The organism is uncultured Methylophaga sp. (assembly GCF_947259025.1).
Taxonomy (GTDB): Bacteria; Pseudomonadota; Gammaproteobacteria; order Nitrosococcales; family Methylophagaceae; genus Methylophaga.
Genome location: NZ_CAMYKO010000004.1, coordinates 314545 through 340966, shown reverse-complemented (window position 1 = coordinate 340966; position 26422 = coordinate 314545). Strand labels below are relative to the sequence as shown.

Sequence of the window (26422 nt, the reverse complement as noted above, 5' to 3'; positions counted from 1 at the left end):
AGCCCGCTATGAGCAGCATTCCCCACTTTCCTTTGATGATTGCTGGCATCAACAAATCACAGGCCAAACACACTGAAGTCTATTCGCCCTATAACGATCAGTTGATTGGCACGGTGGATCAGGCGGATCACGCCGATGTTGATCAGGCGCTGACAACAGCGCATGCCTTGTTTCGGGATCGCAGCCAGTGGCTGTCAACCGTAGAGCGCATCAATATCTTGGAAAAAGCAGTCGCCATGATGAAAGATCAGGCTGATACACTGGCGGCCGGGGCAGCCGAGGAAGGTGGCAAACCTTTGCTCGACTCCAAAGTCGAGATGGTGCGTTGTATCGACAGTATCCGTGCCTGCATCGACGGCCTCAGAAACGATGCCCCTCACACCATTCCGATGGGCATTAACCCCGCCTCCCAGCACCGTCTGACGATGATGCGCAAGGAGCCGATTGGGGTGGTGGTGGCAGTGAGTGCCTTTAACCACCCGCTTAACCTGATTGCTCACCAAGTGGGACCCGCCATTGCTAGCGGTTGTCCGGTGATCGTCAAACCGGCGGAAAACACGCCGCTGTCCTGCTTTCGTCTGGTAGAGATTTTCCACCGCGCCGGCCTGCCGGCAGAATGGTGTCAGGCGCTGCTGACAGAAAATCATGATGTTGCCGAAAAACTGGCCACGGATTCACGGGTCGGCTTTCTCAGCTTTATAGGCAGTGCCAAAGTCGGCTGGTATCTGCGTTCCAAGCTGGCCCCCGGCGCACGTTGTGCCCTGGAACATGGCGGTGTGGCACCGGTGGTGGTGGCCGAAGATGCCGATATCGACAAGGCGGTGCCGGGACTGGCCAAGGGCAGCTTCTACCATGCTGGCCAGGTATGTGTCTCAGTGCAGCGGATCTATGCTGAGCGCAGCATTGCCCGTGAACTGGCTGAAAAACTCGCAGCTGCAGCCGAGAAAATGGTGGTGGGCGATCCCTTGTCGGATAAAACCGAGGTGGGCCCGATTATCCGTAAAGGCGAACTTAACCGCATTGCCTCCTGGGTACAGGAGGCGGTGGATAAAGGCGCGGAAATGCTCTGCGGTGGCCAGACCCTGCCCCATAACAGTTATGCCCCCACCGTTTTGTTTGATCCACCGGCAAACGCCAAAGTGACCCAGGAAGAAATTTTCGGCCCGGTAGTCTGTATTTACCCGGTGGACAGTGTGGATCAAGGCATTGTTAAGGCCAACAGTCTGGAGTTTGCTTTCCAGGCCGCGATCTACAGCCAGAATATTGATACTGCCATGGCTGCCGCCGACAGACTCGATGCCTCGGCGGTGATGATTAACGAGCAGACCGCGTTCCGGGTCGACTGGATGCCGTTTGCCGGCCTTAAGCATTCGGGCCTGGGCACAGGCGGCATTCCCTACAGCATGGAAGATATGCAGGTAGAAAAAATGATCGTGGTCACTTCCAAGGGCATCAGCTAGCCACTCATTGCTACCCCGGCCAAGCCGGGGTTTGCCCTCAATGGCGGCGGATAAATGTGGTGATCGTGTCCAGTAAACGGCCATCGCCCCGCAGCGGCCTGGCAAGCTTGGCCACCATCGCCACATGACCGTAATCGTCGAACTCGACCAGCTTCACGTTACCGTTGTTTTCACGTATTTTAGCGGCAAGATTACGGCTGTTCTTCGGCCAGACGGTCAAATCGTTATTCCCCACCAGCAATAGCATCGGTGGATTATTGCCATCCGCATAGTGAATAGGCTGACTGCGCCAGTGCGAGGCTTCCGGACCGAAAATCGTTTTCAAGGTACGGCTTTTCAGCGGCAGAAAGTCATAGGGCCCGGCCATGCCAATCATGCCATTGAGATCACTTGCCTGTAGCTCATGGCGCTTGAGGTATTGCTCATCCAACACCAGCAAGGCGGCGATATGAGCCCCGGCTGAATGACCGGCGACAAACAGCCGGTCGGCATTGCCGCCATACTGGCTTATATTGTTTTTGACCCAGCTCAATGCTGCGGCGCCATCCTCAACAAAGGCCGGAAACAGCACCTCGGGATAGACGCGGTAATCGGGTATCACCACATCAAAACCCGCTGAGGTCAGTGCTTCGGCAACAAACTTGTACTGCTTTTTATCGCCCGACTCCCAGCTGCCGCCGTAAAAGAATACCACTGTACTGCGCTTTGGCTGAGGTTGCTGACTCAGGTAGATATCCAGTGTCTGGCGTGGTGCCTTGCCATAAGCAATATCATCGATTCGCTGATAGCCCTGCTCCGGTATCACGGCATTGAGCACCGTCACCGGTGAACAGGCACTGGTCAGCCACACCAGGCCACTGGCAATCATGCCATGCAGCAACGGTTTGCTTAATTTTGCTTTCAATTGTCGCCGGCCTCTTCGCGGGGAGTCATAACTAAAACAGTGTTGTGCTGTTGACGTGAAATTCACGTAAACCGCGACAGGCTCCACTTATTTGCTGCAGATGGAGATTCCTATGTTGCCGCGCAACCTATTAATAGTGCCTTTATCCCTCTGGCTCAGCACGCTGCAAGCCGACCCCGGTGATCTGCAGATTAACTTTCAGTTTGATGCTGCCGGCAACTTTGAAGATGGCGTTGCCGCCGTGGTTATGGTCGAACAGGGCCGGCCACAAATGGGACTCATCGGCAAAAATGGCGATACGCTGCTAACACCGGCTAAAAACCAGAAAGTGCAGGCATTCAATGAACAACTTGCACCGATCATGCAAGACACCCGCTGGGGCTTTATCAACCAGCAGGGCGAGACGGTGATTGCTCCGCAATTCCAGAAGGTACTGCCGTTTCAACAAGGCCTGGCCGCGGTGCTCAAAGAAGGCCACTGGGGATTTATCAACAACCAAGGGCAGTGGCAGATAAAGCCACAATTTGAAGCGGCAAGGTCATTCAGTCAGAAGCTGGCGGCTGTTAAGCAGGATGGCTTGTGGGGCTTTATCAATAATAATGGCAACTGGCAGCTTGCCGCGCAGTTTAAAAATGCCTTGTTGTTCAAAGAAGGGCTAGCTCCGGTTGAAACCGCTGACGGCTGGGGTTATATCAATCCCCAGGGTGAAACCGTTATCGCGCCTCAGTTCAGTCAGGCACAGGCATTTGATAATCAACGGGCCGTGGTGAGCAAGGGTAATCAGTGGTGGTTTATCCGCCCTGACGGCTCAGCTTTGAGCGACAAACGCTATCAGCGGGTGAAACCTTTTCGACAGCAAATGGCCGTGGTGATGCGGGATGGGCTTTATGGCTATATCAATCGCGACGGCGAAGAAGTGGTTAAACCCACGCTGGATAATGCCTGGTCATTTAGCGAAGGGCTGGGCCGGATCGAAGTCGATGCCCAAGTCGGCTACCTCAACCCGCAGGGTGAGATGGTGATCCCGCCCCAATTCAAATGGGGGCATTCCTTTAAGCAGGGGCTGGCAGCGGTCACGCTGGATTACTGGAAATACGGCTTTATCAACCAACAGGGTGAGATGATAATCGCTGCTGACTATGACGATGCCCAGTCTTTCCACGAAGGCCTGGCCCGGGTCAAACTGCAGGGCAAGTGGGGTTACATCGCCCGTGATTGAGTCACGGCGGTTTCCAGCATTTGCACATCGAATGGCGGGCTGGCTTCGCCGAAATAGACCGTACTGTGCGGGAACGGGATCTCAATATTATGGGTATCAAAGGCTAATTTGATGCGGCGCAGAAATTCCCGCCCCACTTTCCACTGCATGATGGGCCGGGTTTTTATACGGCCTTTGATGACCACTGCTGAATCATCCAGCTTATCCACCCCGAAGATTTCCGGCGCCTCAACAATTAACTCAGCATATTCCTCTTCGGCCAGCATCTCATCAATGACCTGCTGGATGATCTGGCAAACCTGGTCGGTGTTTTCCTTATAGGCCACCCCGATATCGAACACGTAGGCTGACCAGTCTGTGGTCATATTACTCAGTGTGGTCACCGTACCGTTGGGAAAGTAATGCACGATGCCGGCCAGGTCGCGTAGCACGGTTGTTCGAAAGTTAATCGCTTCCACCAGCCCGCCGGTGCCGTTAATAATCGCCACATCGCCGACCCGGATCTGATTTTCCAGAATCATAAAAAAGCCGGAAATAACATCACGCACCAGGTTCTGAGCCCCAAAACCAATCGCCAGCCCCACAATACCAGCACTGGCAATGACCGGACCGATTTCCACCCCGATTTCTCGCAGCAGTACCAACAATAATGTGATCCAAATTGCCATCATGCCGGCTTGTCTGAGCAGGCGAATCAGGGTTTCAATGCGCTTTTTGGATTCGGTGGAGGACTCGCCACGAGACAGGCTGCGCTGCACCAGGTTATTTTCAAACCGCACTAGCCCTGTTCTGAGCAGCCGCGCCGCGGCCCAGGCAATCATCAGAATTAACAGGATTCGAACGGTAGTGCCAATCAGCAGGCTCCAGCTGATGGTATCGACAAAGTCATTGAATGCATCCATGGCCAGCCCCTTTTCAGACAAAAAACCTCGCCCCTGCAAAACAGGGGCGGGTAAACTCAAAACAATAGAAGTCAAAAGGTTGGCAGCTTTGCCGATGGCGACAGACTGTGCGCCATGAAATCTCCGACAGATAGCGGATCAGTTGGTTCCCGACCCGGCGGTGATAACTTGGTTTTTTAAAACTTATGAATGGAAAAAAGTCGACTTGACCATGCCGTTGATAATGCGTGCCGCATTATCATCGCGCGTGCCACGAAAGGTAGAGACCAGTAGCTTGGCTTCATTGAAGGCGGTATCGATCTCATCACTGAACAGCTGATGAAAGCGGTTCACCCCCATGATATAAATCCCGCCGGGCTCTGCTGTCTGCTGCATAATAGCCTGCTCGGTCTCGCCATGGCGGCGGGTGATAAAACTGCCCAGCAACTGGCTGAAAAGCGGAATACCCATCATAAAGGTCAGCAGCTTACTGACTTCGCATGGGTTGCGATCCTGCCAGTACTGGGCATAGGCTGATATCCGACGAAAACGGGCCCAGTCCACTGCTGACAATTGTGTCACCGGACCACTGGGCTGTGCGCCACGGAAGATACTCTCAATATCGGTACAAAAAGCGTGAAAGTCCGGCAATGCAGCATCGCTCAGCGAGCTGGAGACCAGCGCAATATCGGCTTCAAGCTCCTGTAGCGCCTCGAGCGGCGCATCATAAAGCTCAACCTTGGCGTGTAGCATTTCCTGCTGTTCATCACGCCAGAAGCGCAGTGCTTTAGCCTGAGGATGAAATTCGGCCAGCACCGCCACCGAAGAAAACATGCCCGCAGATTCGTTCATAACTCAATTTAATCCTAAACCCGGCCCTTAATTCAATGACAGAAGCCGTTTTTTTGAGTTTCACGCGAACGCTTATTGAGGATTAAGTATCGCTTTTATAAAAGCGATGAAATGACGCTTTAGTGGGTTGGCTTATTTTTTCAACACGGCTGCGTTTTTCAGACATAAAAAAACCCCGGCCACGCGAGCAGCCGGGGTATCTTCACAGCGATTAGGACAAGGCAGCCAGGGCTTTGTCGTAATCAGGTTCGTCGGCAATTTCGGCGACCTGCTCGGTGTAGAGCACATTGCCATCCTCACCAATTACCACAACGGCGCGGGAGCATAGTTCAGCCAGAGGACCTTCTTTCATGGTCAGGCCATAGTCATCGGCAAAGCTGGAGCGGAAAGCTGAGGCTGCTTCCACGTCTTCAATGCCTTCCGCACCACAGAAACGCGCCAGTGCAAACGGCAGATCCTTGGAAACACAGACAACGGTGGTGCTATCGAGCGAAGCGGCCTTTTTGTTGAATTCACGTACTGATGTTGCACAGGTTGGGGTATCAACTGAAGGGAAGATATTCAGTACAACACGGCCCGAAATGTCAGACAGATTCAGATCTGACAGATCCTGCTTGGTCAGGGTAAAAGCTGGTGCTTTGCTGCCAACCGCAGGCAGTTCGCCGGCAGTTTTAAATGGATTACCTTTTAATGTGACTGTTGCCATAAAAATTTCCTCCTGAGTATTGATGTTTATTGTGGCTGCATGAGCCTTACATCCTGATGATTTGATGTCAACCAGCAGCGTGATATGTTCAGCGCTGGGACTGCTGGAAGTCTGCCAGATGCTGATAAACACGGCTGGCATCAGCAAGGTTACGCCTGGCGATCCGCACCCGTTTATCTTCGATCATCTTGATCATGGCTATAACACCGATCAGACTGGAAATCGTGCCAGTTATGCCGCCGGATAACCAGCCAATATAGATAGCGAAAGCAATCAGCATCAGTACCTGCAACACCAGCCACTGAGAGGCAAGCTTTTCCTTACGACAGGTGATTTTCTTTCGCTGCCACAAGGTGACCAGTTCATCCAGCTCTTCTGTGCTGAGCACTTGCAGATTGTTGTAATACTCGATGCCTATCAGTTCATCGTTGTGGTTGCGCGAAACCAGGTGAATGTCCTCTGCCATCTCCCTGAGCGCTGCAAAGGTATCTTCATCGCGTTCGATCATTTGTTATCCCTGAACATCACTGTTTTACTATCGCTCAGTTGCCCGGGCGATTAAAGGGAGGATCTTCCTGATATGCCGGCCAGTCGCTGTTATCACGCATTCCCTTTGGTATAGCGAGCGAGATAGCAAAAAAAAGCCCCGATGAACGGGGCTTTTTGTTTCAGCAGAATGATTTATTCGACCGGCTCGGGACTGGCCACAGTAATGGCTTCTTCCGGTGCTTCCAGTTCCAGGTGCTCCAGCAGTTTGCCCATAGTCTCTGCCAGCCAATAGCAGGCATAGAGATGATCATAATAGGCATTGGTGTACTCGGAGCTGGCTGTCAGCACTTCATTTTCGGTGTCCAGCAAGTCTAACAGCGTGCGCTGTCCCAGATTAAATTGCTGCTGATAGGCTTCGCGGGTCTGTTTGGCAGACTCCATACGCTGCTTGAGAACCGGCAACTGGTGCGAGAGATTATCCAGAGAATTCCAGGCCAGACGCACATCGCGCTCGATGTCGCGTACGGCGATATTGGCTTCTTCCCGCGCCTGCTGGCTGAGGAAGGCAGTTTCTTCCAGCCGCGCCTTATCAGCACCACCATTAAGCAGGTTATAGCGAAGTCTGAGCATGGCCAGTACTTCTTTTTCATGCCCTTTCTGGCCATCCAGATCATTATCAGCTCTAGTGCTGAGTTCAAAATTCACCTGTGGATGGAACGGCGCTTCTGCGCCCTGCTCCTGGGCCAGCGCAGCTTCATGCTGAGCCATGGCAGAGCGCAAAGCCGGATGCTGGTTGTAAGCGATTGTCATCGCATCTTCCAGCGTGGCAGGCGCTTTATCACAGCAATCCAGCCCCGGATCGGCCGGTGATTCCGGCATATTGCCCACGACTCGGTTATAACTACTGAGGGCGTCTTCCAGGTTGCCTTGGTTGGATGTCAGATTGGCTTCAGACAGGGCGAGACGACCACGGGTCTGTTCCAAATCAGCACTGTTTCCGACCCCGCTCTCACTGCGTTGCTCTATCTGCGAGAAAATGCGCTCATGGCTTTCCATGTTGTCCTCAGTCAGCTTGAGCAGATCCTGCCGGCGCAGTACATCCAGGTAAACCTGAACCGCTCTGAGTGAGGTAGTCTCGGCAGTATCAAACACACTGTAACCGGCTGACTCAGCCATTGACTGGCTTTGTTCAATCGCACTTTTGGTGGCAAATCCGTCATACAACATTTGTGATGCACTGAGACCGGCTTCACCGCGAGTCAGGTGGCTATGGCCCGGTGCTGTGGAATTATTTTCAGCCCGTTCACGCCCGATACCGAGGTTCAGATCAACCTGCGGATAGTAGCCGGCACGTGCTTGGTCGATGGTTTTATCGACACTGCGACGATAGTAGCCTTCAGCCAGAACGTTGGGGTTACTTTGAATGGTTTTATCAACCGCTTCGGTCAGTGACTGCGCTGAAGCCGACTGCGACATCAGCAAACTTGCGCTCAGCACGGAAGCCGTTAAAGTCACCAGCTTGAATTTGTGTAGCATTGCTTAATCTCCGTCAATCAGCGTGCGGTAATTTCGACGCGACGATTTCTTACTTCAACCGTATCATCAGGGGTTGTGACCAGCAGACGATACTCACCTTCAGCAGAAATGCTGATGGTATCTGCCGGCACACCATACTCAATCAACTGCTGACGTACTTTCTTGGAGCGACGCAGTGACAAGGCTTCATTATAGGCATTGGAAGCCGAGGTATCAGTATGGCCGCTGATGGTGATTTCACTGAAATCTCGATCCAGGATTTCCTGATAAATCTCTTCAGACTCACGCCTGGATTCTTCTGTGAATGTTGTCTGATCCAGCAGGAAGAACAGTTTGTAGCTGAAGATATCCGGCGCTCTGGCTAACTCCGGCACCTCGGGTATCTGCATGGGTGGCACGTTACAGAAAGGCGATTCGCCTTCGCTTAATTGAAACGGTGCTTCAACCGACTCGCGCAAATCCGACTGCTGCTTGTCCGGCCCTAAGGTGCCGTGTATTGGACTACAGCCTGTCGCCACCAGCGTGACCATCAATGGCAGACACAAACGGCGTAAATCAATCATCCTGATGCCTCTTAAAATGTACTATATGCGTATTAGCCAAGAAACAAGGCCGGACACTGCGTTGCATGAGCTTGACGGCCATGCTGCCACAGTCGGGGGGAAAAGTCGGCAATGATGCCTGTTGCTGCAACACATCCTGCTTCATTGTTATCTCCCTGAAATGCCGACAAACTTGCGTGAAATCTCTGTGTCAGTGAAGTATCAATGCTAATTAAAAGCAAGTCAACACAGCCAACATCGCTGAGCGGGCCATATTATCCAAACAGCCGGCTGATTTATCAGCAAAATTGTCCCGATAACTTTATGACCGATGCGCCCAGCCTCAGTCTGCTTGGTGCCACTGACCAAAAATGTTAACTCTATCACATTTTATGCCAAGGCAATCAGCCTAGTCTAGAGCATGGATTCAATCGCTTCGTGCAGAGACGCATCATCGGGAGCGACCCGGCTACCAAAATGCTTCACAACTTCGCCATTGGCATTGATCAGGTACTTATTGAAATTCCAGCTTGGCTCCTCACTTTGCCGGTTGATTTCCCTGAAAACCGGATTGGCCCGCTGGCCTTTCACATAGCTGGGCGCCACCATGGTAAAAGTCACACCAAAGTTCTCACGGCACACTTTCGCAGCCTCTTCTTCCGTTTTCGCTTCCTGGTTGAAGTCGTTACTGGCAAAGCCCACCACCATCAAGTCGCGATCTTTATAAGTCTGGTGGATATCTTCCAGTCCCTCAAATTGTTTGGTAAAGCCACAGTGACTGGCAGTATTAACGATAAGTAAGGGCTTACCACTGGCCTGTTGACAGATGTTGACAGTTTCATCTGAGTGCAGGCGGGGTAAATCATAATTAAGAAAAGCCGGACATTGGGCCGACAGCGCAACGGACGGAATGAATAACAGGGCTGACACAATGGCATTTCGCATGGCTGATTCCTCTGCTTATAAAAAGTGAATTTTGAGGATGCTGATACAGTCATCAAAAATTTGTGATGATGTCGCTACCCCTCGATTTACAGAAATGTCTTTTTATCTAATCTTTTGATAGGCTCGACGGTAAACAGCTTCAAAGGTGATGCTATGGCGAGCCCGCTCCACAAAATTATGTACACCAGCACCGCTGTGGAATTGTTCAGTGGTGAGGAATTGGACCAGTTGATGTACTCAGCACGCAGGAAAAATGCACATTTCGGCGTTACCGGCTGCCTCATTTATCACCAAGGCAGCATCATTCAATACCTTGAAGGACCCAAAACGTCTCTGGACTTCATTTACCCGTCCATTGCCGATGACCATCGCCACCAGGATGTTCAGTTGCTTTGCCATGAAATGATTGAGTCCCGGGCTTTTCGAGACTGGACCATGGCCTTGCGCCATATTCCGCAAGACGCATTACATCACTATCAAACAGTTTACGATTTATTTGAGGATATGATGGAGACCAGGAGTGTCGATAAACTGACTCGACAAGCGCGGGTATTTTTTGAAGCCTTTCTTGATGCCTGTCAGCTTCGCGGCGGCAATATGGGCCTTGCTTGAGCCTTAGAGAATGGTATCAAAATCCACTTCCGGTAATGCCTCAAACTGCGGCTTGGCAAATAAGAAACCCTGAAACAACCTCACATCCATTGCCATCAGTGTCTCGAGTTCCGCTTTGGTTTCCACACCCTCACAAATGATATCGATACCGACCTTGTGAGCAAACCCAATGACCGATTCCACCAGATGCTGCCGTGTCACATCCTGATCGATATTGCGGATCAGGTTCATATCCAGTTTAACGATATTGGGCTGCCAGTCTGATATCAGGTTGAGACCGGAAAACCCGGCACCGAAATCATCAATGGCCGTGATGAAGCCCTTTTCGTTGTAATAGCTGAAAATATTTTTCAGGTGTTCACGGTCTTCAATCTTTTCTGACTCGGTCACCTCGAACATTACCCTGTTGATGGGAAATCCATACTCTTCACAGGCATTCAATGTGGTTCTGATGCAGGTTTCAGGGCGATAGACCGCGTTAGGAAAGAAGTTAATCGACAACAAGGACTCAAGCCCCAAGTCGACTGCAGTACTGATCGCCTTGACTCGGATGGACTGGTCAAAAAAGTAACGATTCTCATCATTTAACTTATCCAGCACAAACCCCGCAGGTTCGTTATTGACTCCTCTGACCAGCGCTTCATAACCAAAGATGGTTTTACTTTCGGCATTAACGATAGGCTGAAATGCCATTGAAAAGTCTATTTCCGCGCCATTCTTATCTAGGCAATGATGACAACCGGAGGGTAATGATGAGAATTTTGACATGTCCTACCTGAAGCGTGTTTCTAAACAACTGTCGGTGAAAAGCCTATATTATCTGGCGCTGAAGAAAAACGTTCGATGTCCCGACGAGCGTCGGCTCACCCTGTCTGACCTTTACCTCTCAAACAGCACCATGTTGATGCACCTGTCAGTTGTGACCTGTAAAGTCAGGCCAGAACGTAGCACCCACCGACATGACTTGCAGGGAGAGACGTTCAAGCAAATGGAAGGGGCAAGATAATTTTTTGATTTGCCTGAACGATCAGGCTATTTTAACGCAATAATTTTTCTACCTCATCAATCTGGAGAAGTCTGTGAAAATTATTTCATTGTTGATAGCTTTTTGTCTCACCTGCGTGGTGACAGGCTGCAATACCATCGAAGGTATGGGTAAAGACGTAGAGGCCGCGGGTGATGCCATTGAAAAAAAAGCCAGCGAAAACAAGAACTACTGATAAAAAAGCCCCGTTCACTGGGGCTTTTTTTGATTCGACTCCTCATTGAGCCATTCCCGGCAGGCTGCTTTTACAGCAGTTCTGGCTTCAGCGCTGTAGCCCAGCACTAAGCCAGCTGCCAGGGTCGCCGCGACCGCCCTGCCTGGATACTTTTCCACCAATGCGGTCACCCCCGTGTCAGATATCTGATCCAGGATCTGTTGAACACCCTGTGTTGGGTCTTCATTTTGCCTGGCCGGAGGTGTCGAGGGAGGACTGGTGACAAACCGCGCCAGCAGCAGGATAAAAATGGCCAGCAGCAATAGCGCGCAGGCTGTGTAAAAAGCGGCTAAGTCAGGCTGCACCTGTTTCTCCAGAAACAGATACAGCCCGACGGCGGCAAAGCCCGTCGCCAGCACCCCCAGCAAGCTTGCCAGCAGCGTAGCAACGGTATTCACTTGTAACTTCGCGCGCCATCTCATGACTTAACTCCTGTCATCGCCATTGCCACTTATCTGTCCAGCAGTTTGCCTACCACCAGGCCAACACCAAAAGCCACAGCCATGCTGGTGTATGGGCGCGCTTCAACTTCCTGTTTGGCTTGATCCAGGCTCTGTGCTGCCTGGGCTTTGGCTTGCTGGGCACCATCGCGGACTTTTTGCTGACCCTGCTTGGCATAGTCAGTGCTCATTGTTTTCATTGTCTTAGTGAGTTCACTGAAATCTTCTCGCAGGGTATCAAGCTGAGCCTGTAAATCCTGATTATTGTTCTGTGTTGCCATGATTTAACCTCCTGTGTGAATCAATCTTTAAAACAAGAAATACCGTAGCGGTTTATTCCATTGCCTCTTCAGCATCATCAGCAGCGTCTTCCATGGCGTCACCGGCTTCTTCAACGCTTTCATCGATGTTTTCGCCCATTTCTTCAGCAGGGCCCTGCTCTTCACAGGCAGTCAGCACAGCAGCACCAGACAAAGCCAGGAACATAACTAATGTGCGAATAAACCATGATGGTGATTGAGTAACTGAAGTTTTCATATTTCCTCCTTCAGGAAAATAGTGTCTAATGAATGTACTCGCAAAACAGCATAAATGCCATGACTCCCGTCTTGCCTTAACATAGGTTAAAGACGCTTTGTGAAAGCTTGATTATTGTGACATGGTCAATTGTTTACAAACGAGGAGATGAACTATGTTGAGTTGGGCTTTAACATTTCTGATTATCGGCATCATTGCCGGGGCACTGGGACTGAGTGGCATCGCCGGTACCGCCACTAATATTGCCTGGATTTTATTCGTGATTGGCCTGATCCTGGCCGTCATTTTCTTTATTACTGGTCGCCGCCCACCGCTTGAATAAGCAGTGATGGTCGCCGGCAAGGCAGACACTGAATTCAATGAATGCTCATTGGCTCATGTCGCGCTGTTTCATACAAGTGAGCATTCATGGATTCGACTGTCAAAGCACCGGACAACAGGAGCCTTCTGATTCCTCAGTTTGAGAACATTTCAACACTCTCAGACAGGGAAATGACCTTGCTGCAAGCGCTGGAGCAGGATGCCCGCCATTACCCGGTGAACGCTACCTTGACGGCGGAAGGTGAGTTCAGTGACCGACTGTTTATGCTCAAGTCGGGCTGGGCCTGTGCGACACGCATTCTCGCTGATGGTCAGCGGCAGGTTCTGGATATTTTCTTGCCTGGCCAGATCCTGGGCTTACGCGAGATGGGCATGCGGCATAGCCTGACCGAGTTTTACGCGATGACCGATGCCTTGGCCTGCCCTTTTCCAAAGCAGCGTCTGACGGAGATTTTTGAGCAGTCTCCTAAACTGACCGATTTATTTTTTCTGGCCATGGCCCGGGAACAATCAATGCTGATAGAGCGGGTCACCAATATTGGTCGGCGTAATGCACTGGAACGGCTGGCGCACTTTATCGTTGAAATCAAGGTCAGACTGACCTTGCGCAATATGCCTTTTGAACTACCGATTAATCAAAGCATGCTCGGCGACACACTGGGCTTGTCATCGGTGCATATCAGCCGCACTTTCAAACAACTCAAAACGTTGGGCTTGCTTGATCATCAAAACGGCAATTTGCACATTCTTGACCTGGAAGGTCTGATCGAATTGTCTGGCTTTGACAGAGCCTATCTGGACACCAGTCCTGAATGGACCAGGTTGTAAATTTTTACTTAGCGCCAAACAAGGAGAAACTGATGAAATTTTTAACGCTTTTACTGACCTTGGCATTCAGCCTCAGTCTCACTGCCTGTAATACCGTTGAAGGCGTCGGCAAAGACGTGGAAGCGGCTGGCGATGCCATTGAAGACAGTGCCGACGAGAACAAAAACTACTAGATCCCATCACTACTTTTTCAGGCCCACTGCACGTGGGCCTGTTTCTATTTAATGCTCAAGTTTCACGGGGCGAGGCGTTGCTGAAGCCACTGCCCTGTATCAGTCAAGCGATAGGCAATGCGATCATGCAGCCTTGAAGGCCTGCCCTGCCAAAACTCCCAGTAATCAGGTTTTAATCGATAGCCTCCCCAGTGAGGAGGTCGTGGCGGCGCATCCCCGTATAGCGCCTGATACTCATCGGCCCACCCAAGTATTTGGTCACGATTAACAATAACCCGGCTTTGTGGGGATGCCCAGGCACTGATTCGGCTGCCCAGGGGCCGTGAATGAAAATAAGCGTCAGATTGTGAAGGCGGGATTTTTTCTACCTGCCCCTCAATTCTAATGACACGCTCAAGCTCGGCCCAATAAAACTGCAACGACGCAAAAGGGTTATGTTCCAGTGCCTGCCCTTTCCGGCTCTGATAGTTTGAATACCAAATCAGGCCCGCGTCATCATATTCCTTGATCAACACTGGTCGGCTTGACGGTCTGCCCCGCTCATCCACGGTCGATAATGTCATTGCGTTGGGCTCAAATAGTCCGTGTTTCAGGGCCTGCTCAAACCAATGCTGGAATTGCTGAAACGGATCGCTAAACGCCTGTGCTTCATCAAGACAACCTTTCTGGTAGGTCTTTCTGAGCGCCTGTAGTGAAGCATTATCGCTTGTCATCGCTTATCTTGCCCTCTTCGAAGCGCGTGTTTTGATGTTCACAGTTTACTCACTCGGATCGTGAATAATCTGTGACAGTTTTTAAGCAAGGCAAGCTATGAATCGTATAAATCCGACCAAGTTACAAGGCAGCAAATGGACTGCTGTCACCCCTGCCAACAAAGAAAAGCACTTTATCGTCACGCAAGTAACGTTCGATGAAAAAGGCATTGCCACAAACTGTGAACTTGAGGCCGTCATCAGCGGACGCACATACCGCATTGACTGGCACAGCCTCAAAGACGACAACAAGTGGAAAGCCGGCTGGAAGTAGATTTCCCGGCCGCGAGGGTTGTTTAACAGTGAACAGATAAGACTGAGCCCCACCAGATGGCGGGGCTCAGGGTTATAGGTTTTATTTTCTGAATTTCTCCAGCATTGCCTGCACTTCCTGTCCGGCGATCTCCTTACTGCCCAGACCGATCGCAATCGCTGCACCAACGGCTACAGCGCCCAGCATCAGGCCAAAGGCAATATTGATAATATCCTGCGCCAGTCCCAGTTGACGCAGCGCCATGGCAATAGTCAGGAACAGGATAGCCACACTGGCCAGGCTGGCCGCCGCATTGGGCATGCCGGCCTCAGCCACCAGTGATTTCACTTTTCTGGCCAGATAAATACCCACTGCCAGTATCAGCGCAGCCAGTATCACCTGAACAGCAAACTCGATCATCGCCGTGACAATCGCGCTCAGCGGCTCAAAGCTGAGTAGCTCGGTGGCACCGAGAATGGCAAACAAAATCACGCCCAGTAACACCAGGCTACCGGCATACTGACTTGGGGTGCGTTCTGAGCCCATTTCAAAACCCAGATTGGTGACCATCTTATTAAATCCAGCGGCAGTAAGCAGATCAGTCACTAATTGCGCGACCAGCTTACCGATGTAATAAGAAATGCCGATCACCAGCGCCGCCGCCAGAATGCCGGGGATCGCCGCGAAGATCATCTGGATCATATTCTGTGCCGGTGCGGAGATCGCCGCAATTTTGAGGGCATCCAGCGATTGAACAATGACCAACAGCAGAATAAAGGTATAAACCACCGTGCCCAGCAGGGTAGAAAACTTGCTCTCTATCCCCACCCGGTTACTGAAGTTATCTATACCGGCCGCCGCCGACAGGCTTGAGACCACCTGCTTGACCAGTCTGGCCACAAAATAACCGACAGCAAAGATCAAAGCAGCCGATATGATATTAGGCAGGTAGCTGAACAGCTTGGCAAACATATCCTGCAGTGGTGTTACCAGGCTCTCCATCTGCAGCACGCCCAGCACCATCGGCAGAAACAGCAGGAATACCAGCCAGTAACCGGCACGCGCAAAGGACTTGCTGACAGACAACTGTTCTTCCTGATCCTCATCCAGGTTATTCAGGCGCTCATCCAGTCTGGCCACAGAAGAAGCTTTAGTAATCCCCTTTTCCAGCAATGAGGCCAAGATCCAGGCCAATATCAATAAACCTGCAGCCGCCCCCAGTTTAGGCAAATAGGTAAAGATTTCGGTAAGTAACGCATTCAGTGGCTGGGTCACCGTCTTTAAGTCCAGCTTGTCGAAGAAGGTCAACAGGCCGAACACCATGATGATCCAGAATGCGGTCACCGAGATCACTTTTTCTATGGGGAAACTATCACTTAACCCCACAGTTTTGGTAAAGCGGTTATCGATCTCGGTTTTAACTAAAATACGATGAAAGATGCTTTTGACAATGCGCGCGACAATGTAAAAGCCGATTAGATATAAAACGGCGACTACAAACAGTAGCACCGAGCTTTCATACTGATTCCAAAAAGCAGCTATCTGACTCATATCACTCCCTTTTTATTTTGATTGTGCACAACCACACTATCGCCTCAAATTAGAAATGTCCAAAATAGCTAACAAAAACAGCTGCTTATTTTCTAGCCGGAGATGCCGCCAAGCGGCTTGAAGACTGACTTTAGCGCGTGAAGATAAAAAAGGGACAAACAAAAAAGCCCCGCGGGATTAATCGCGGGGCTTTGGTGTTTGGTGGGCCCACCAGGACTCGAACCTGGGACCAAGGGATTATGAGTCCCCTGCTCTAACCAACTGAGCTATAGGCCCGGGATCGGGATTAGCTCTCTGAATCGAGGAAGCTTCTCAGTTGATCGGAACGGGTTGGATGGCGCAGTTTACGCAGCGCTTTGGCTTCTATCTGACGAATACGTTCACGGGTCACGTCAAATTGTTTACCGACTTCTTCCAGCGTGTGGTCGGTATTCATATCGATACCGAAGCGCATACGCAGCACTTTGGCTTCTCTTTCGGTAAGGCCGTTAAGCACGCCCTGGGTCGCTTCACGCAGACCTTCAATAATGGCCGAGTCTGACGGTGATACCACGTTGACGTCTTCGACAAAGTCACCCAGATGCGAGTCTTCATCATCACCGATCGGGGTTTCCATGGAAATCGGTTCTTTGGAGATTTTGAGCACTTTACGGACTTTGTCTTCCGGCATTTCGACGCGTTCTGCCAGCTCATCCGGTGTCGGTTCACGGCCCATTTCCTGCAGCATCTGACGGGCGACACGATTGAGTTTGTTGATGGTTTCAATCATATGCACCGGAATACGGATGGTGCGGGCCTGGTCAGCAATAGAACGGGTAATCGCCTGACGAATCCACCAGGTGGCGTAGGTGGAGAACTTGTAACCACGCTGGTATTCGAACTTGTCGACCGCTTTCATCAGGCCGATATTACCTTCCTGAATCAAATCCAGGAACTGCAAACCGCGGTTGGTGTATTTCTTGGCAATCGAGATAACCAGACGCAGATTGGCTTCCACCATTTCTTTCTTGGCACGACGGGCCTTGGCTTCGGCAATCGACATCTGACGTGAGATTTCCTTGATTTCAGCAATGGAAATACCACGGGTTTCGGCGATTTCTGCCAGTTTGCTCTGTGCGGCGACAATATCGTCGTGATGCTTTTTGATGGTGGATGAATAATGTTTCTTGGCACGGATATGTTTATCCGCCCATTCGGTGTTACTTTCATTACCCTGGAACGAATCGATAAAGTCACGACGATTCATCCGCGCCTGTTCAACCACGATTTCCATGATGGTTTTTTCCTGGCTGCGGATTTCATCCACAGTTTCTGCCATCAGGGCATTGAGAATAGCCAGCGCTTTAGGCGTGAGTTTGAAGTCCATAAACAGGGTACTGGCCTGCTCACGGGCGGCTTCGGCGGCATCGCCTTGACCATCAATATAACGCTGGTAGGTTTCGGCCAGTGCTTCAACACGGCTGCGCGCTTCTTCCGGATCAATCTCACCGGAATCTTCGTCGTCATCTACATCATCGTTATCGTCATCATCGTCGTCGTTGTCATCATCATCGACGTCGGCATCATCACTGCTGCTATCACTGACTTCTTCATCTTCCTGCTCGGCTTCTTCTTCGACCGAGGCAAAGCCTTTGATCAGCTCATTGAGGCGCATTTCACCGTTTTCCACCATGTCGAACATGGCCAGGAACTGGGCGATACAGGCAGGGTAGGTTGAGAGCATCTGCAGGCTTTCACGCAGACCGGCTTCGATGCGTTTGGCAATGACGATTTCGCCTTCACGGGTCAGCAGTTCTACCGAACCCATTTCCCGCATATACATGCGAACCGGGTCGGTGGTACGGCCGAATTCACCGTCAGAACTGGCCAGCACGGCGGCAGCTTCTTCATCGGAGACTTCGTCGTTGGATGAGATGGCTTCAGCCAGGCGTTCCATCTCGTCGGTATCCATGCCGTCCTCGTGGACCATGATACCCAGATCGCTGAACATGCTGACAATATCTTCAACCTGATCAGCATCCACCAGGTCCTCTGGCAGGTGATCGTTGATCTCACCGTAAGTGAGGTAACCACGTTCTTTACCTAAGGCAATCAATTCCTTAACGCGTGATTGTTGATCTTTCATGCGGCCCCTTTAACCCCTGACGCTTTTAGACGTGAACCTTTCATTATACCTAAGTGCTTGTTCCTTTGCATCAAAATTGACATTTACTTAACCTCTTAACGACCTGTACTCCGCTTTCTCAGCATCAGTCAATTCACTCAACGGCTTGCTGTCTAAATACTCCAGCCTTTGCTCTTTCGCTTCCCTACTTAGGCGAGAAATTATGCCCGTGAGTTCATGTTTGAGCGCGTCCGCTGATAGGCTTAGCGGTTGCAGTGCGAGTTTCTGAAGGTGCGCCCCGTTTTCTTTATCACGCCAGCGTTCCAGCAGGGCCGCAGTGGTTAAATGGGGATGCTGATGCAGGGTTTCAACCAGATCCGCCAAAATATTCACGCCTGGCTGCTGAGACTGACGGATGACAGCGATATCTTCAATTTCTCGCGCCAGAATCGGATACTGCAGCAAAATCGTGATAGCCATACGGATCGGCGTCATCGTCGCCATTGTTGGCTTTTTAACGGGCTTTCTGGCGGGCTGCGCCGGTTTTTCCAGATGACGGTTAAGGGTTGCCAGGTTGGTTTTACTCAGCTCCGCCAACCGCTGTTCCAGCATATCGCGGTAAACGCCGGCGGGCACATGCTTGAGATAAGGCTTGGTCATTTCCACCAGGCGCGCGCGGCCATCCATGGAATTAATGTCCACCCGGCCGGATAAGGTTTCAAAGAAAAAGTCGGAGTAATTCTGCGCCAGTTGCACCCGCCGATTAAAGGCTTCAGGCCCCTGCCCCCGAACCAGGCTGTCCGGATCCTCGCCATCGGGCAGGAACATAAACTTGAGCTGCTGATTACCGCCCAGCATGGGCAGTGCATTCTCCGCCGCACGCCAGGCCGCATCCCGGCCGGCCTGGTCGCCATCAAAGCAAAAGACCACTTCGGGTGCCGCTCTCAATAGCAGTCTTAAATGATCGGCTGTAGTTGAGGTACCCAGTGTGGCCACCGCATTGGTGACGCCATGTTCGGCCAGTGCGATCACATCCATATAGCCTTCCACGATCAGGATCCGTTCCAGCCGCCGATTGGCTTTTCTGGCCTGGTACAGCCCGTAGAGCTCAGTCCCCTTATGGAATATCGGCGTTTCCGGCGAGTTCAGGTACTTGGGCGTGGAGTCATCCATCACCCGGCCGCCAAAGCCTATCACCCTGCCCCGGCGATCACGGATAGGAAACATCACCCGGTTGCGAAAGCGGTCGTAAGTCCGGCCTTTGTCATTTTTAATCAGCAGGCCCCCGTCAAGCAGTTGCTTGGTCAGTTGCGGGTTATTGCCGAAGGTTTTGAGCACGTTATCCCAGCCTTCGGGGGCCATGCCCAGACCAAAGGTTTCAATCGTCTTGGCTGACAGACCGCGTTGCTTGAGGTAATCCAGAAAGGGCTGGCGCTGGGGATGATTATGCAACTGGTGCACGTAATAGCGGCCGACTTTATCCATCAGATCATAGAGATTCTGCTTGGCCGGTGTCAGGTTTACCTGCTGGGTTGTGGGCACGGTCATGCCTACCATATCAGCCAGATCCTGAATCGCTTCCGGGAAGCTGAGCTGGTCATACTCCATCAGAAAGCCGATGGCCGTGCCGTGGGCACCACAACCAAAGCAATGATAGAACTGCTTATCAGGACTGACCGTGAAGGAAGGCGTTTTTTCGTTATGGAAGGGGCAGCAGGCATGCAGATTTTTGCCCGCTTTTTTGAGCGGTACCCGCGCGTCGATAACGTCTACGATATCGACGCGAGCGAGTAACTCATCAATGAATTGTGTAGGAATTTGACCAGCCATAAGCGCTATTATGGCTGAAAACGGGAGGAAATATTAACCACGTCGTGACAGACGATGGCAGCGTGGTTATTTATTCAGCGCTGCCTTGACTTGCCCACTGACCGCGCCCATGTCGGCACGGCCCTGCAGTTTGGGACGCAGTACATTCATCACTGCGCCCATATCCTTAATGCTGGAAGCACCGGCTTCACTGATCGCCGCCTGAACAGCCTCGGCGATTTCGTCATCACTCAGCTGTGCCGGCAGAAATTCTTCGATAATGACCAGCTCGGCTTTCTCGATGTCGGCCAGATCATCACGACCGGCTTTTTCGTATTGCTCCAGCGCTTCACGACGCTGCTTGGTCATTTTGGTCAGAATCGCCACGATGTCGTCGTCGGACAAATCGGTGCGGTTATCCACCTCAACCTGTTTGATGGCCGCCGTGATCTGACGCAGGACATTGAGGCGCTCTTTTTCTTTGGCGCGCATTGCGTCTTTGACGCTGTCCATGATAGTGACTTTTAGCGGACTGGCTTCTTGCGGCATCGTCGTGAGCTCTGTATCTAATCGTTTTTAGTACAGACGAACGCGGCTGGCGTTTTCGCGGGCCAGTTTCTTCTGGTGACGTTTAACCGCAGCGGCTGCAGCGCGTTTGCGAGCAGTGGTTGGTTTTTCATAAGCTTCGCGGGCGCGGGCTTCGGCGACGGTGCCGGCTTTTTCACAAGAACGCTTAAAGCGACGCAGCGCCACGTCAAATGGCTCGTTTTCTTTAACTCGTACTGAAGGCATTAATATTCCCTAATCAATTCATGTTTGGAAAACCCCCAATTGTACGAAATATGTTCAAGAAAGCAAACTGTTAAATCACTTTATTTCAAAAAAAGGCATAATAACCGCAGTTAAGCAATTGAATCAGGATCAAAAAATGCGCGTTTTAGGCATCGAATCCTCCTGCGATGAGACCGGGGTCGCCCTGTATGACACCGAAAAGGGACTGCTGAGCCACGCCTTGTTCAGCCAGATTGAAATGCACGCGGAATACGGCGGCGTAGTGCCTGAGTTAGCCTCACGTGACCATATCCGCAAAACCCTGCCATTGATCGATGAGGTGCTGGCGCAGGCCAAACTTTCCCGCGATGAAATTGATGCGGTGGCCTACACTGCCGGGCCAGGTCTTGCCGGCGCTTTACTGGTCGGCGCGGCTATCGGTCGCAGTATCGCCTGGGCGCTGGATAAACCCGCGCTGGCTGTAAATCATATGGAAGGGCACCTGTTATCGCCTTTACTGGAAGAGCCCGCGCCTGCGTTTCCCTTTATTTCATTGCTGGTCTCCGGCGGTCACACGCTGCTGGTTGATGTGAAAGCCGTAGGGGAATACGAAGTGCTGGGTGAGTCGGTCGATGATGCCGTCGGTGAAGCCTTTGATAAAACCGCCAAATTACTGGGCATGCCATACCCCGGTGGCCCTTACCTTGCCGCCAAGGCCGAGCAGGGCACGCCCGATCGCTATGAGTTCCCGCGGCCAATGACCAACCGGCCGGGTCTGGATTTCAGTTTCAGTGGCCTGAAAACCTTTGCCATGAATACCTGGCTCGATAGTGAGCAAAGCGAACAGGACAAAGCCGATATCGCGCTGGCTTTCCAGACTGCGGTGGTCGACACGCTGGCGATCAAATGCAAAAGGGCATTGAAGCATACGGGCCACTCACGGCTGGTGGTCGCCGGCGGCGTCAGTGCCAACAAAGCTTTGCGGGAAAAACTGGATGCCATGCCCGGCGTTGAGGTGTATTACCCCAGGCAGCAGTTTTGCAGCGATAACGGCGCAATGATTGCCTTTGCCGGCGCTGTCCGGCAGCAAGCGCTGACCATGCTGGAACGGCCGGTATTCAGTGTCAGGCCGCGCTGGCCACTGAATGAGTTGACGCCGCCCTAAGACTTTTCTTCATCACCGCTGATCAGGCGGCGGATATTGGTATGGTGTCGTGCAATCAGCATCATCGCCACCGCCAGGATCAGCCAGCGCGCACCTATGCTGCCTATCAACCACAGACTGTAAAACGGCGTTAATGCCGCAGCCATTAGTGCTGATAAAGATGAGATGCGGCTTATAGCAAACACCAGCAGCCAGGTCAGCAGACCGGCAGCCGCCAGGGCAGGGGACAGAGCCAGAAAACCGCCTAATGCGGTGGCCACACCTTTGCCGCCGCGGAATTGGAAAAACAGTGGGAACAGATGGCCGACAAAAGCGGCGAGGGCAGTGGCGGCCACCCAGACCATCTCCAGCCCCAAGGCATGCGCCATTAACACTGGTAACACACCTTTCAGCACATCAAAAAACAAGACCGTAGCGGCCAGCTTTTTACCGCCAAAGCGCAATACATTGGTAGCACCGGGATTGCCTGAACCCTGACTGCGCGGATCCGGCAAACCGGCCAGCTTGCAGAGCACAATAGCGCTGTTGAGAGAACCGAACAGATAGGCAATGACCAGCAAAGCGACGGGTAAGGCGATTGTTTCCAGCATGATATGATGCGACCTGTTATGACTGTTGCGACATTATAGGTCGCCAGAACCGGATTACCAGCATAAGCAGCTTTTTCAGATGGATAAAATTTTTCTTAACGACCTCAAGATAGACACAATTATCGGCATTTATGACTGGGAACGCCAGACCCAGCAAACCCTCAGCTTTGATCTGGAAATGGACTGGGATATCAAGCCTGCCGCAGCAAGCGACGATATCAGTAAGACCCTGGATTATGGCGCTGTAGCACAGCAGGTTGTGGCTTTTGTTAAAGCCAGTGAATACCTGCTGATTGAGACGCTTGCCGAAGATCTGTGCGCCATGCTGCTGGAACAGTTTTCAATCCCGCGCGTTAAACTCACCCTGAGCAAACCCGTCGCGCTCTATGGCCAAAACACGGCCCGCATCGTTATCGAGCGCTCACGCTAAATGTCAGCTTTTCCCCGTGGTTACCTGCTCGGTGTGGGCAGTAATATCGATCCGGATCAGAACTTTGCCCGCATTATCGCTTTGTTGCTGGAAAGCTTCGAGCCTGTGCACCTGAGCCGGGTGCTGAATATTCCGCCTGTGGGTATGAACAGCCATCGTGCTTTCCTCAATGCGGTCGCCTTTATTGAAACCGACATGGATGAGCGCGAACTCAAGCAACGCTGCAACGAGATAGAAACCTCGCTGGGACGGGACCGCGATGATCCGGACAGCAAGTACAAGGATCGACCGGCTGATGTCGATATTCTGGCCTATTTCAACGTGGACGCAGACTGGCAACGTGGTGCCAGCAGCATCACCGATGAATATTTTCTCTATCCGCTGATCGATGAACTTAAGGCTTATCTGACCGAAAACAATGAGATGGCCGCTGCACAGGCCGGTACCCGTTTGCGGATTGGCAGCTCAGCCTTTGGAGAGGCGGCGACCTCCATCTACCGGGATTGAAACACCAGTCAAAAACGGATTATCCATCAGGCTTTTCACCGCCAGATAGACCGGTTCGGCTCCGCCTTCCTTTGCCAGCGGCGTTTCTGCCATCATCGCCTGCCGCACAGCATCCGTGTGTGACTCAGTAAACAAGACCGGACCGGGCGCCACCGCATTGACCTTGATAGAAGGACCGAATTTCTTCGCCAGCGCCAGCGTCATATTGTGCAGCCCGGCCTTGGTCGTGCCATAAATATCAAAGCGCGGGGTTGGATTTTCGGCATTAATATCGGTGATATGAATGATATCGGCGGGCTGTTCATCATCACCCTGCAAACGATCCTGCAGGCCCTGATTAATCAGAAAGGGGGCCATCATATGCACATAAAAAAACTGTTCGTATTGCTGCGCAGCCTGCGCCAGGTCCTCATCGGTGGGGGTAAAGCTGGAAGCATTATGAATAATGGCCCGAAACCCCTGATAATCACGACGCAGCCTAGCGACAAAGTCGAGAATATGCTCACCGCTGTCAAAATCCGCTGCTATCGTCTCAATACCCAGTTTCTGTAATTCTTGGACACCCTCGGTCTGGCTGCGGTAATGTGCCAGAACAGCATAGCCATCCTCATGAAGACGCTTGGCGAGATGCAAACCGACCCGGCGGCTGGTGCCGGTAACAAGAACCTTTTTTTGCAAGACAATTTCCTTCTGATAATGGATAAATCAACATTAGCTGCGGCTGACCCGGCAGCGCAACAGCATAGTGACAAACTGAAACAGCTAATTACTGAGCTGATCAGCGAGCAGGGTGGCTGGCTCAGCTTTGCCGACTTTATGCAGCGCTGTCTCTACCAGCCCGGGCTGGGCTATTACAGCGCCGGCAGTCACAAGCTGGGGCAGGGCGGCGACTTTACCACAGCGCCCGAGACCAGCAGCCTGTTTGGCCAGGCACTGGCGACACACATTGCCGATGCCGGGAAACAGCTCGAGGATTTTGACGTGCTGGAGTTCGGCGCCGGTAGCGGCCGTTTGGCCGTCACGGTGCTGGAGCAACTCTCTCGAATTGATTGTCTGCCCCGGCGTTATTTGATACTGGAAACCAGTGCCGACCTGCAGCAGCGTCAGCAGCAGTTGATTGCAGAATCTCTCCCCTCGCTATCATCACGGGTCGCGTGGCTATCTGCAATACCAGAGCGTTTTACTGGCGTGATACTGGCCAATGAAGTCGCTGATGCCATGCCGCTACATTTACTGACTTTTACTGAAAACGATGTCAGCGAGCAGGGCGTCAGTGTCGATAACGATCAGTTTGTCTGGCAAAAACGGCCACTACAAAATTCACGTCTGCAGAATAAAGCTCGCCAGATCCGTGCCTGTATAGGCGAACAGCCTTACCAGACAGAGGTCAACCTGGCCGCCGAAGACTGGCTGACAACGGTGGCTGATAAGCTGCAGCAGGGCGCAGTGTTCATTGTTGATTACGGCTACGCCTTTGAGGAGTATTACCGCCCTGATCGCTCACTGGGCACGCTGCGCTGCTACTATCGCCAGCAGGCACATGATAATCCGCTGTTACTTCCCGGACTGCAGGATATCACCGCCCATGTCGATTTCAGTTCACTGGCTCACAGTGCCCATGCTGCCGGCCTGGATGTCGACGGGTTTCACGAGCAAGCTGATTTTCTTTTAGCCGGAGATATCACCCAGTTGAGCGCCGAACTGGAACAGCAATCGAAGACCCTCGACTGGCTCAAACACAGCAGCAACTTAAAACAACTGCTGTTGCCGGGCGCCATGGGCCATCAGTTTAAAATTCTCACCCTGAGCCGCGATATGGGCGTATTCCCGCGGTTGCAGGCCGCTGATCGCCGCTACCAGTTATGAAACAAAAAAGGCGCCCGCAGGCGCCTTTTCAGTGAATGTGCCGCCAGGCTTATTCGCCTTGCATGTCATCCAGTTCTTTTTGCAATTTGTCGAGCTTATCGCTCATTTCAAACAGCACTTCCTTGATATTGGCCATATCGTCACGCAGGTTGCTGGTTTCCTGCTTGTTGCGGGCGATATCTTCGCGCAGTTCAGGACTCAGCGTGCCATCCTGAGTGGATGAGCGGCGCTCGGCCATGGTCGCCAATATGGTTGGGATATCCAATACAATCCAGTCAGAGCGTTCCTCTCCGGTTTCCGGATCAATGTAATAGGCCTGGCCGTTGTCCAGTGCAACACGTCTATCAGGCTCGGAATCGACAGCACGGTTACCTGGCAGCAAAGGATTGGTTCTGCGGTCAATCGGCTGGTTAGTAATGGGATCTTTTTCGCGGTAAAGCTCTCTGACTTTGCCGAAGATGATGTTGAGTCTGCCACCACTGTAGAAAACACGACCAGTGTTGGTCTCTCTTTCTTTAGCTATCGTGCTTTTGTGGGTACCGATGGTGACAAAAGTCACGTCCTCGTTACTCTCTGCTCGTGCCAGGCCTGATGACAACGCATTACTCAGTGTTTGTAACTCATAGGCTGAAAAAAGCGGCGATTGGCGTTCTTTAAAAAGCACCGTATCTGAAATGTACAGTGACTCAAGCACCGTGCGCATATTTTCAGATGAAATCGGGAACGGGTGGTCGTTAGCAACACCGCTTTGTTTTCGCTCTTCAATCTGAACGTACTGCAAGCCAGCTTCAAAGACTGTCTTACCTTCAACTTGAATTTCGGGCTCATCACTTTTCAGCGGATTACCACAGCCGCTAAGCCCCAGGCTGAGCATGACAACCGCGGCGATCGTCGCGCTGTACTTCTTAATGCCTTGCATA

At 51.9% G+C, this 26422-nt stretch carries 34 protein-coding genes and 1 tRNA gene; 13 read left to right on the top strand and 22 right to left on the bottom strand.

The window, feature by feature from the left end; translation table 11 throughout:
- The first annotated feature begins 8 nt into the window (after nucleotides 1-8).
- Nucleotides 9-1460, top strand: a complete 1452-nt coding sequence (locus Q0X64_RS04860) for an aldehyde dehydrogenase family protein (RefSeq protein WP_297809417.1) — start codon at nucleotides 9-11, stop codon at nucleotides 1458-1460.
- Between the two features lie 37 nt (nucleotides 1461-1497).
- Here the strand turns inward: Q0X64_RS04860 and Q0X64_RS04855 are convergent, their stop codons facing one another.
- Nucleotides 1498-2364 (bottom strand): alpha/beta hydrolase, encoded by an 867-nt coding sequence (locus Q0X64_RS04855; RefSeq protein WP_297809416.1) that lies wholly within the window; start codon nucleotides 2362-2364, stop codon nucleotides 1498-1500.
- A gap of 112 nt (nucleotides 2365-2476) precedes the next feature.
- On the opposite strand from Q0X64_RS04855, the gene Q0X64_RS04850 reads away from it, so the two are divergent.
- The gene (locus Q0X64_RS04850; RefSeq protein ID WP_297809415.1) at nucleotides 2477-3583 is read left to right on the top strand and encodes a WG repeat-containing protein; all 1107 of its coding nucleotides are present in this window, start codon (nucleotides 2477-2479) and stop codon (nucleotides 3581-3583) included.
- On the opposite strand, the gene Q0X64_RS04845 is transcribed toward Q0X64_RS04850, so the two are convergent.
- The 7 genes from Q0X64_RS04845 to Q0X64_RS04815 form a co-directional block, all read right to left on the bottom strand.
- Nucleotides 3565-4485: a mechanosensitive ion channel family protein gene (locus Q0X64_RS04845; protein WP_297809414.1), complete on the bottom strand. Its 921-nt coding sequence runs from the start codon at nucleotides 4483-4485 to the stop codon at nucleotides 3565-3567. The two genes, Q0X64_RS04850 and Q0X64_RS04845, sit on opposite strands and share 19 nt — an antisense overlap.
- Before the next feature lie 183 nt (nucleotides 4486-4668).
- Entirely contained in the window at nucleotides 4669-5316 is a 648-nt protein-coding gene (locus Q0X64_RS04840) for a hypothetical protein (protein WP_297809413.1), read from the bottom strand.
- A 211-nt stretch (nucleotides 5317-5527) separates the two neighbouring features.
- A complete protein-coding gene (gene tpx, locus Q0X64_RS04835; protein WP_297809412.1) occupies nucleotides 5528-6022 on the bottom strand; it encodes a thiol peroxidase in 495 nt (164 codons plus the stop codon).
- Nucleotides 6023-6110: 88 nt separating this feature from the next.
- Nucleotides 6111-6530, bottom strand: coding sequence for a hypothetical protein (locus Q0X64_RS04830; protein ID WP_297809411.1), 420 nt, complete (start codon nucleotides 6528-6530; stop codon nucleotides 6111-6113).
- 173 nt (nucleotides 6531-6703) lie between these two features.
- Entirely contained in the window at nucleotides 6704-8047 is a 1344-nt protein-coding gene (locus Q0X64_RS04825) for a TolC family outer membrane protein (protein ID WP_297809410.1), read from the bottom strand.
- A 17-nt stretch (nucleotides 8048-8064) separates the two neighbouring features.
- A complete protein-coding gene (locus tag Q0X64_RS04820; RefSeq protein WP_297809409.1) occupies nucleotides 8065-8610 on the bottom strand; it encodes an OmpA family protein in 546 nt (181 codons plus the stop codon).
- Nucleotides 8611-9003: 393 nt separating this feature from the next.
- Nucleotides 9004-9534: a glutathione peroxidase gene (locus Q0X64_RS04815; RefSeq protein ID WP_297809408.1), complete on the bottom strand. Its 531-nt coding sequence runs from the start codon at nucleotides 9532-9534 to the stop codon at nucleotides 9004-9006.
- Between the two features lie 153 nt (nucleotides 9535-9687).
- Here Q0X64_RS04815 and Q0X64_RS04810 point away from each other — a divergent pair, with 153 nt between their 5' ends.
- Complete coding sequence (locus Q0X64_RS04810; protein ID WP_297809407.1) at nucleotides 9688-10146, top strand: BLUF domain-containing protein; 459 nt, start codon at nucleotides 9688-9690, stop codon at nucleotides 10144-10146.
- A gap of 3 nt (nucleotides 10147-10149) precedes the next feature.
- Here the strand turns inward: Q0X64_RS04810 and Q0X64_RS04805 are convergent, their stop codons facing one another.
- Nucleotides 10150-10839 (bottom strand): EAL domain-containing protein, encoded by a 690-nt coding sequence (locus Q0X64_RS04805; protein ID WP_297809406.1) that lies wholly within the window; start codon nucleotides 10837-10839, stop codon nucleotides 10150-10152.
- Nucleotides 10840-10912: 73 nt separating this feature from the next.
- Between Q0X64_RS04805 and Q0X64_RS04800 the strand changes: the two genes are divergently transcribed.
- Both Q0X64_RS04800 and Q0X64_RS04795 read left to right on the top strand, forming a co-directional pair.
- Nucleotides 10913-11152: a hypothetical protein gene (locus tag Q0X64_RS04800; protein ID WP_297809405.1), complete on the top strand. Its 240-nt coding sequence runs from the start codon at nucleotides 10913-10915 to the stop codon at nucleotides 11150-11152.
- Nucleotides 11153-11225: 73 nt separating this feature from the next.
- Nucleotides 11226-11366: an entericidin A/B family lipoprotein gene (locus Q0X64_RS04795; protein ID WP_366517477.1), complete on the top strand. Its 141-nt coding sequence runs from the start codon at nucleotides 11226-11228 to the stop codon at nucleotides 11364-11366.
- Nucleotides 11367-11380: 14 nt separating this feature from the next.
- Here the strand turns inward: Q0X64_RS04795 and Q0X64_RS04790 are convergent, their stop codons facing one another.
- From Q0X64_RS04790 to Q0X64_RS04780, 3 genes are read right to left on the bottom strand one after another with little or no spacing between them, the layout of a single operon-like run.
- The gene (locus tag Q0X64_RS04790) at nucleotides 11381-11827 is read right to left on the bottom strand and encodes a hypothetical protein (protein ID WP_297809404.1); all 447 of its coding nucleotides are present in this window, start codon (nucleotides 11825-11827) and stop codon (nucleotides 11381-11383) included.
- Nucleotides 11828-11856: 29 nt separating this feature from the next.
- Nucleotides 11857-12126, bottom strand: coding sequence for a hypothetical protein (locus Q0X64_RS04785; RefSeq protein WP_297809403.1), 270 nt, complete (start codon nucleotides 12124-12126; stop codon nucleotides 11857-11859).
- Nucleotides 12127-12178: 52 nt separating this feature from the next.
- A complete protein-coding gene (locus tag Q0X64_RS04780) occupies nucleotides 12179-12382 on the bottom strand; it encodes a hypothetical protein (protein ID WP_297809402.1) in 204 nt (67 codons plus the stop codon).
- A gap of 154 nt (nucleotides 12383-12536) precedes the next feature.
- Here Q0X64_RS04780 and Q0X64_RS04775 point away from each other — a divergent pair, with 154 nt between their 5' ends.
- The 3 genes from Q0X64_RS04775 to Q0X64_RS04765 all read left to right on the top strand — a co-directional run bounded on the left by Q0X64_RS04775 (nucleotide 12537) and on the right by Q0X64_RS04765 (nucleotide 13704).
- On the top strand, nucleotides 12537-12704 hold the full coding sequence (locus Q0X64_RS04775) for a DUF1328 domain-containing protein (protein WP_297809401.1): 168 nt from the start codon (nucleotides 12537-12539) through the stop codon (nucleotides 12702-12704).
- A 170-nt stretch (nucleotides 12705-12874) separates the two neighbouring features.
- A complete protein-coding gene (locus Q0X64_RS04770; RefSeq protein ID WP_297809400.1) occupies nucleotides 12875-13531 on the top strand; it encodes a Crp/Fnr family transcriptional regulator in 657 nt (218 codons plus the stop codon).
- Between the two features lie 32 nt (nucleotides 13532-13563).
- Nucleotides 13564-13704, top strand: a complete 141-nt coding sequence (locus Q0X64_RS04765) for an entericidin A/B family lipoprotein (protein ID WP_297809399.1) — start codon at nucleotides 13564-13566, stop codon at nucleotides 13702-13704.
- Between the two features lie 62 nt (nucleotides 13705-13766).
- On the opposite strand, the gene pdxH is transcribed toward Q0X64_RS04765, so the two are convergent.
- Entirely contained in the window at nucleotides 13767-14417 is a 651-nt protein-coding gene (pdxH, locus tag Q0X64_RS04760) for a pyridoxamine 5'-phosphate oxidase (RefSeq protein ID WP_297809398.1), read from the bottom strand.
- Between the two features lie 97 nt (nucleotides 14418-14514).
- Here pdxH and Q0X64_RS04755 point away from each other — a divergent pair, with 97 nt between their 5' ends.
- Nucleotides 14515-14730 (top strand): TIGR02450 family Trp-rich protein, encoded by a 216-nt coding sequence (locus tag Q0X64_RS04755; protein WP_297809397.1) that lies wholly within the window; start codon nucleotides 14515-14517, stop codon nucleotides 14728-14730.
- An 81-nt stretch (nucleotides 14731-14811) separates the two neighbouring features.
- Here Q0X64_RS04755 and Q0X64_RS04750 read toward each other — a convergent pair whose 3' ends face one another.
- The 6 genes from Q0X64_RS04750 to rpsU form a co-directional block, all read right to left on the bottom strand.
- Complete coding sequence (locus Q0X64_RS04750) at nucleotides 14812-16260, bottom strand: mechanosensitive ion channel (RefSeq protein WP_297809396.1); 1449 nt, start codon at nucleotides 16258-16260, stop codon at nucleotides 14812-14814.
- A gap of 199 nt (nucleotides 16261-16459) precedes the next feature.
- Nucleotides 16460-16536: transfer RNA gene (locus tag Q0X64_RS04745), tRNA-Ile, on the bottom strand.
- A gap of 10 nt (nucleotides 16537-16546) precedes the next feature.
- Nucleotides 16547-18385, bottom strand: a complete 1839-nt coding sequence (gene rpoD / locus Q0X64_RS04740) for an RNA polymerase sigma factor RpoD (RefSeq protein ID WP_297809395.1) — start codon at nucleotides 18383-18385, stop codon at nucleotides 16547-16549.
- Nucleotides 18386-18472: 87 nt separating this feature from the next.
- Nucleotides 18473-20194, bottom strand: coding sequence for a DNA primase (gene dnaG, locus Q0X64_RS04735; protein ID WP_297809394.1), 1722 nt, complete (start codon nucleotides 20192-20194; stop codon nucleotides 18473-18475).
- A 66-nt stretch (nucleotides 20195-20260) separates the two neighbouring features.
- Nucleotides 20261-20722 carry a GatB/YqeY domain-containing protein gene (locus tag Q0X64_RS04730; protein ID WP_297809393.1) on the bottom strand — a complete coding sequence of 154 codons (462 nt, stop codon included), beginning with the start codon at nucleotides 20720-20722 and terminating at the stop codon, nucleotides 20261-20263.
- A 27-nt stretch (nucleotides 20723-20749) separates the two neighbouring features.
- Nucleotides 20750-20965, bottom strand: a complete 216-nt coding sequence (gene rpsU / locus Q0X64_RS04725) for a 30S ribosomal protein S21 (protein WP_266236185.1) — start codon at nucleotides 20963-20965, stop codon at nucleotides 20750-20752.
- 136 nt (nucleotides 20966-21101) lie between these two features.
- Here rpsU and tsaD point away from each other — a divergent pair, with 136 nt between their 5' ends.
- Nucleotides 21102-22109, top strand: coding sequence for a tRNA (adenosine(37)-N6)-threonylcarbamoyltransferase complex transferase subunit TsaD (tsaD, locus tag Q0X64_RS04720; protein WP_297809392.1), 1008 nt, complete (start codon nucleotides 21102-21104; stop codon nucleotides 22107-22109).
- Here the strand turns inward: tsaD and plsY are convergent.
- Nucleotides 22106-22699: a glycerol-3-phosphate 1-O-acyltransferase PlsY gene (gene plsY, locus Q0X64_RS04715; RefSeq protein WP_297809391.1), complete on the bottom strand. Its 594-nt coding sequence runs from the start codon at nucleotides 22697-22699 to the stop codon at nucleotides 22106-22108. The two genes, tsaD and plsY, sit on opposite strands and share 4 nt — an antisense overlap.
- Nucleotides 22700-22778: 79 nt before the next feature.
- Between plsY and folB the strand changes: the two genes are divergently transcribed.
- On the top strand, nucleotides 22779-23129 hold the full coding sequence (folB, locus tag Q0X64_RS04710) for a dihydroneopterin aldolase (protein WP_297809390.1): 351 nt from the start codon (nucleotides 22779-22781) through the stop codon (nucleotides 23127-23129).
- Nucleotides 23130-23636, top strand: coding sequence for a 2-amino-4-hydroxy-6-hydroxymethyldihydropteridine diphosphokinase (folK, locus tag Q0X64_RS04705; protein ID WP_297809389.1), 507 nt, complete (start codon nucleotides 23130-23132; stop codon nucleotides 23634-23636).
- On the opposite strand, the gene Q0X64_RS04700 is transcribed toward folK, so the two are convergent.
- The gene (locus Q0X64_RS04700; RefSeq protein WP_297809388.1) at nucleotides 23595-24314 is read right to left on the bottom strand and encodes an SDR family NAD(P)-dependent oxidoreductase; all 720 of its coding nucleotides are present in this window, start codon (nucleotides 24312-24314) and stop codon (nucleotides 23595-23597) included. The two genes, folK and Q0X64_RS04700, sit on opposite strands and share 42 nt — an antisense overlap.
- A gap of 18 nt (nucleotides 24315-24332) precedes the next feature.
- Here Q0X64_RS04700 and Q0X64_RS04695 point away from each other — a divergent pair, with 18 nt between their 5' ends.
- Nucleotides 24333-25502 (top strand): SAM-dependent methyltransferase, encoded by a 1170-nt coding sequence (locus tag Q0X64_RS04695; RefSeq protein WP_297809387.1) that lies wholly within the window; start codon nucleotides 24333-24335, stop codon nucleotides 25500-25502.
- A 49-nt stretch (nucleotides 25503-25551) separates the two neighbouring features.
- Here Q0X64_RS04695 and Q0X64_RS04690 read toward each other — a convergent pair whose 3' ends face one another.
- Nucleotides 25552-26421, bottom strand: coding sequence for a hypothetical protein (locus Q0X64_RS04690; RefSeq protein ID WP_297809386.1), 870 nt, complete (start codon nucleotides 26419-26421; stop codon nucleotides 25552-25554).
- Nucleotide 26422 lies beyond the last annotated feature (1 nt).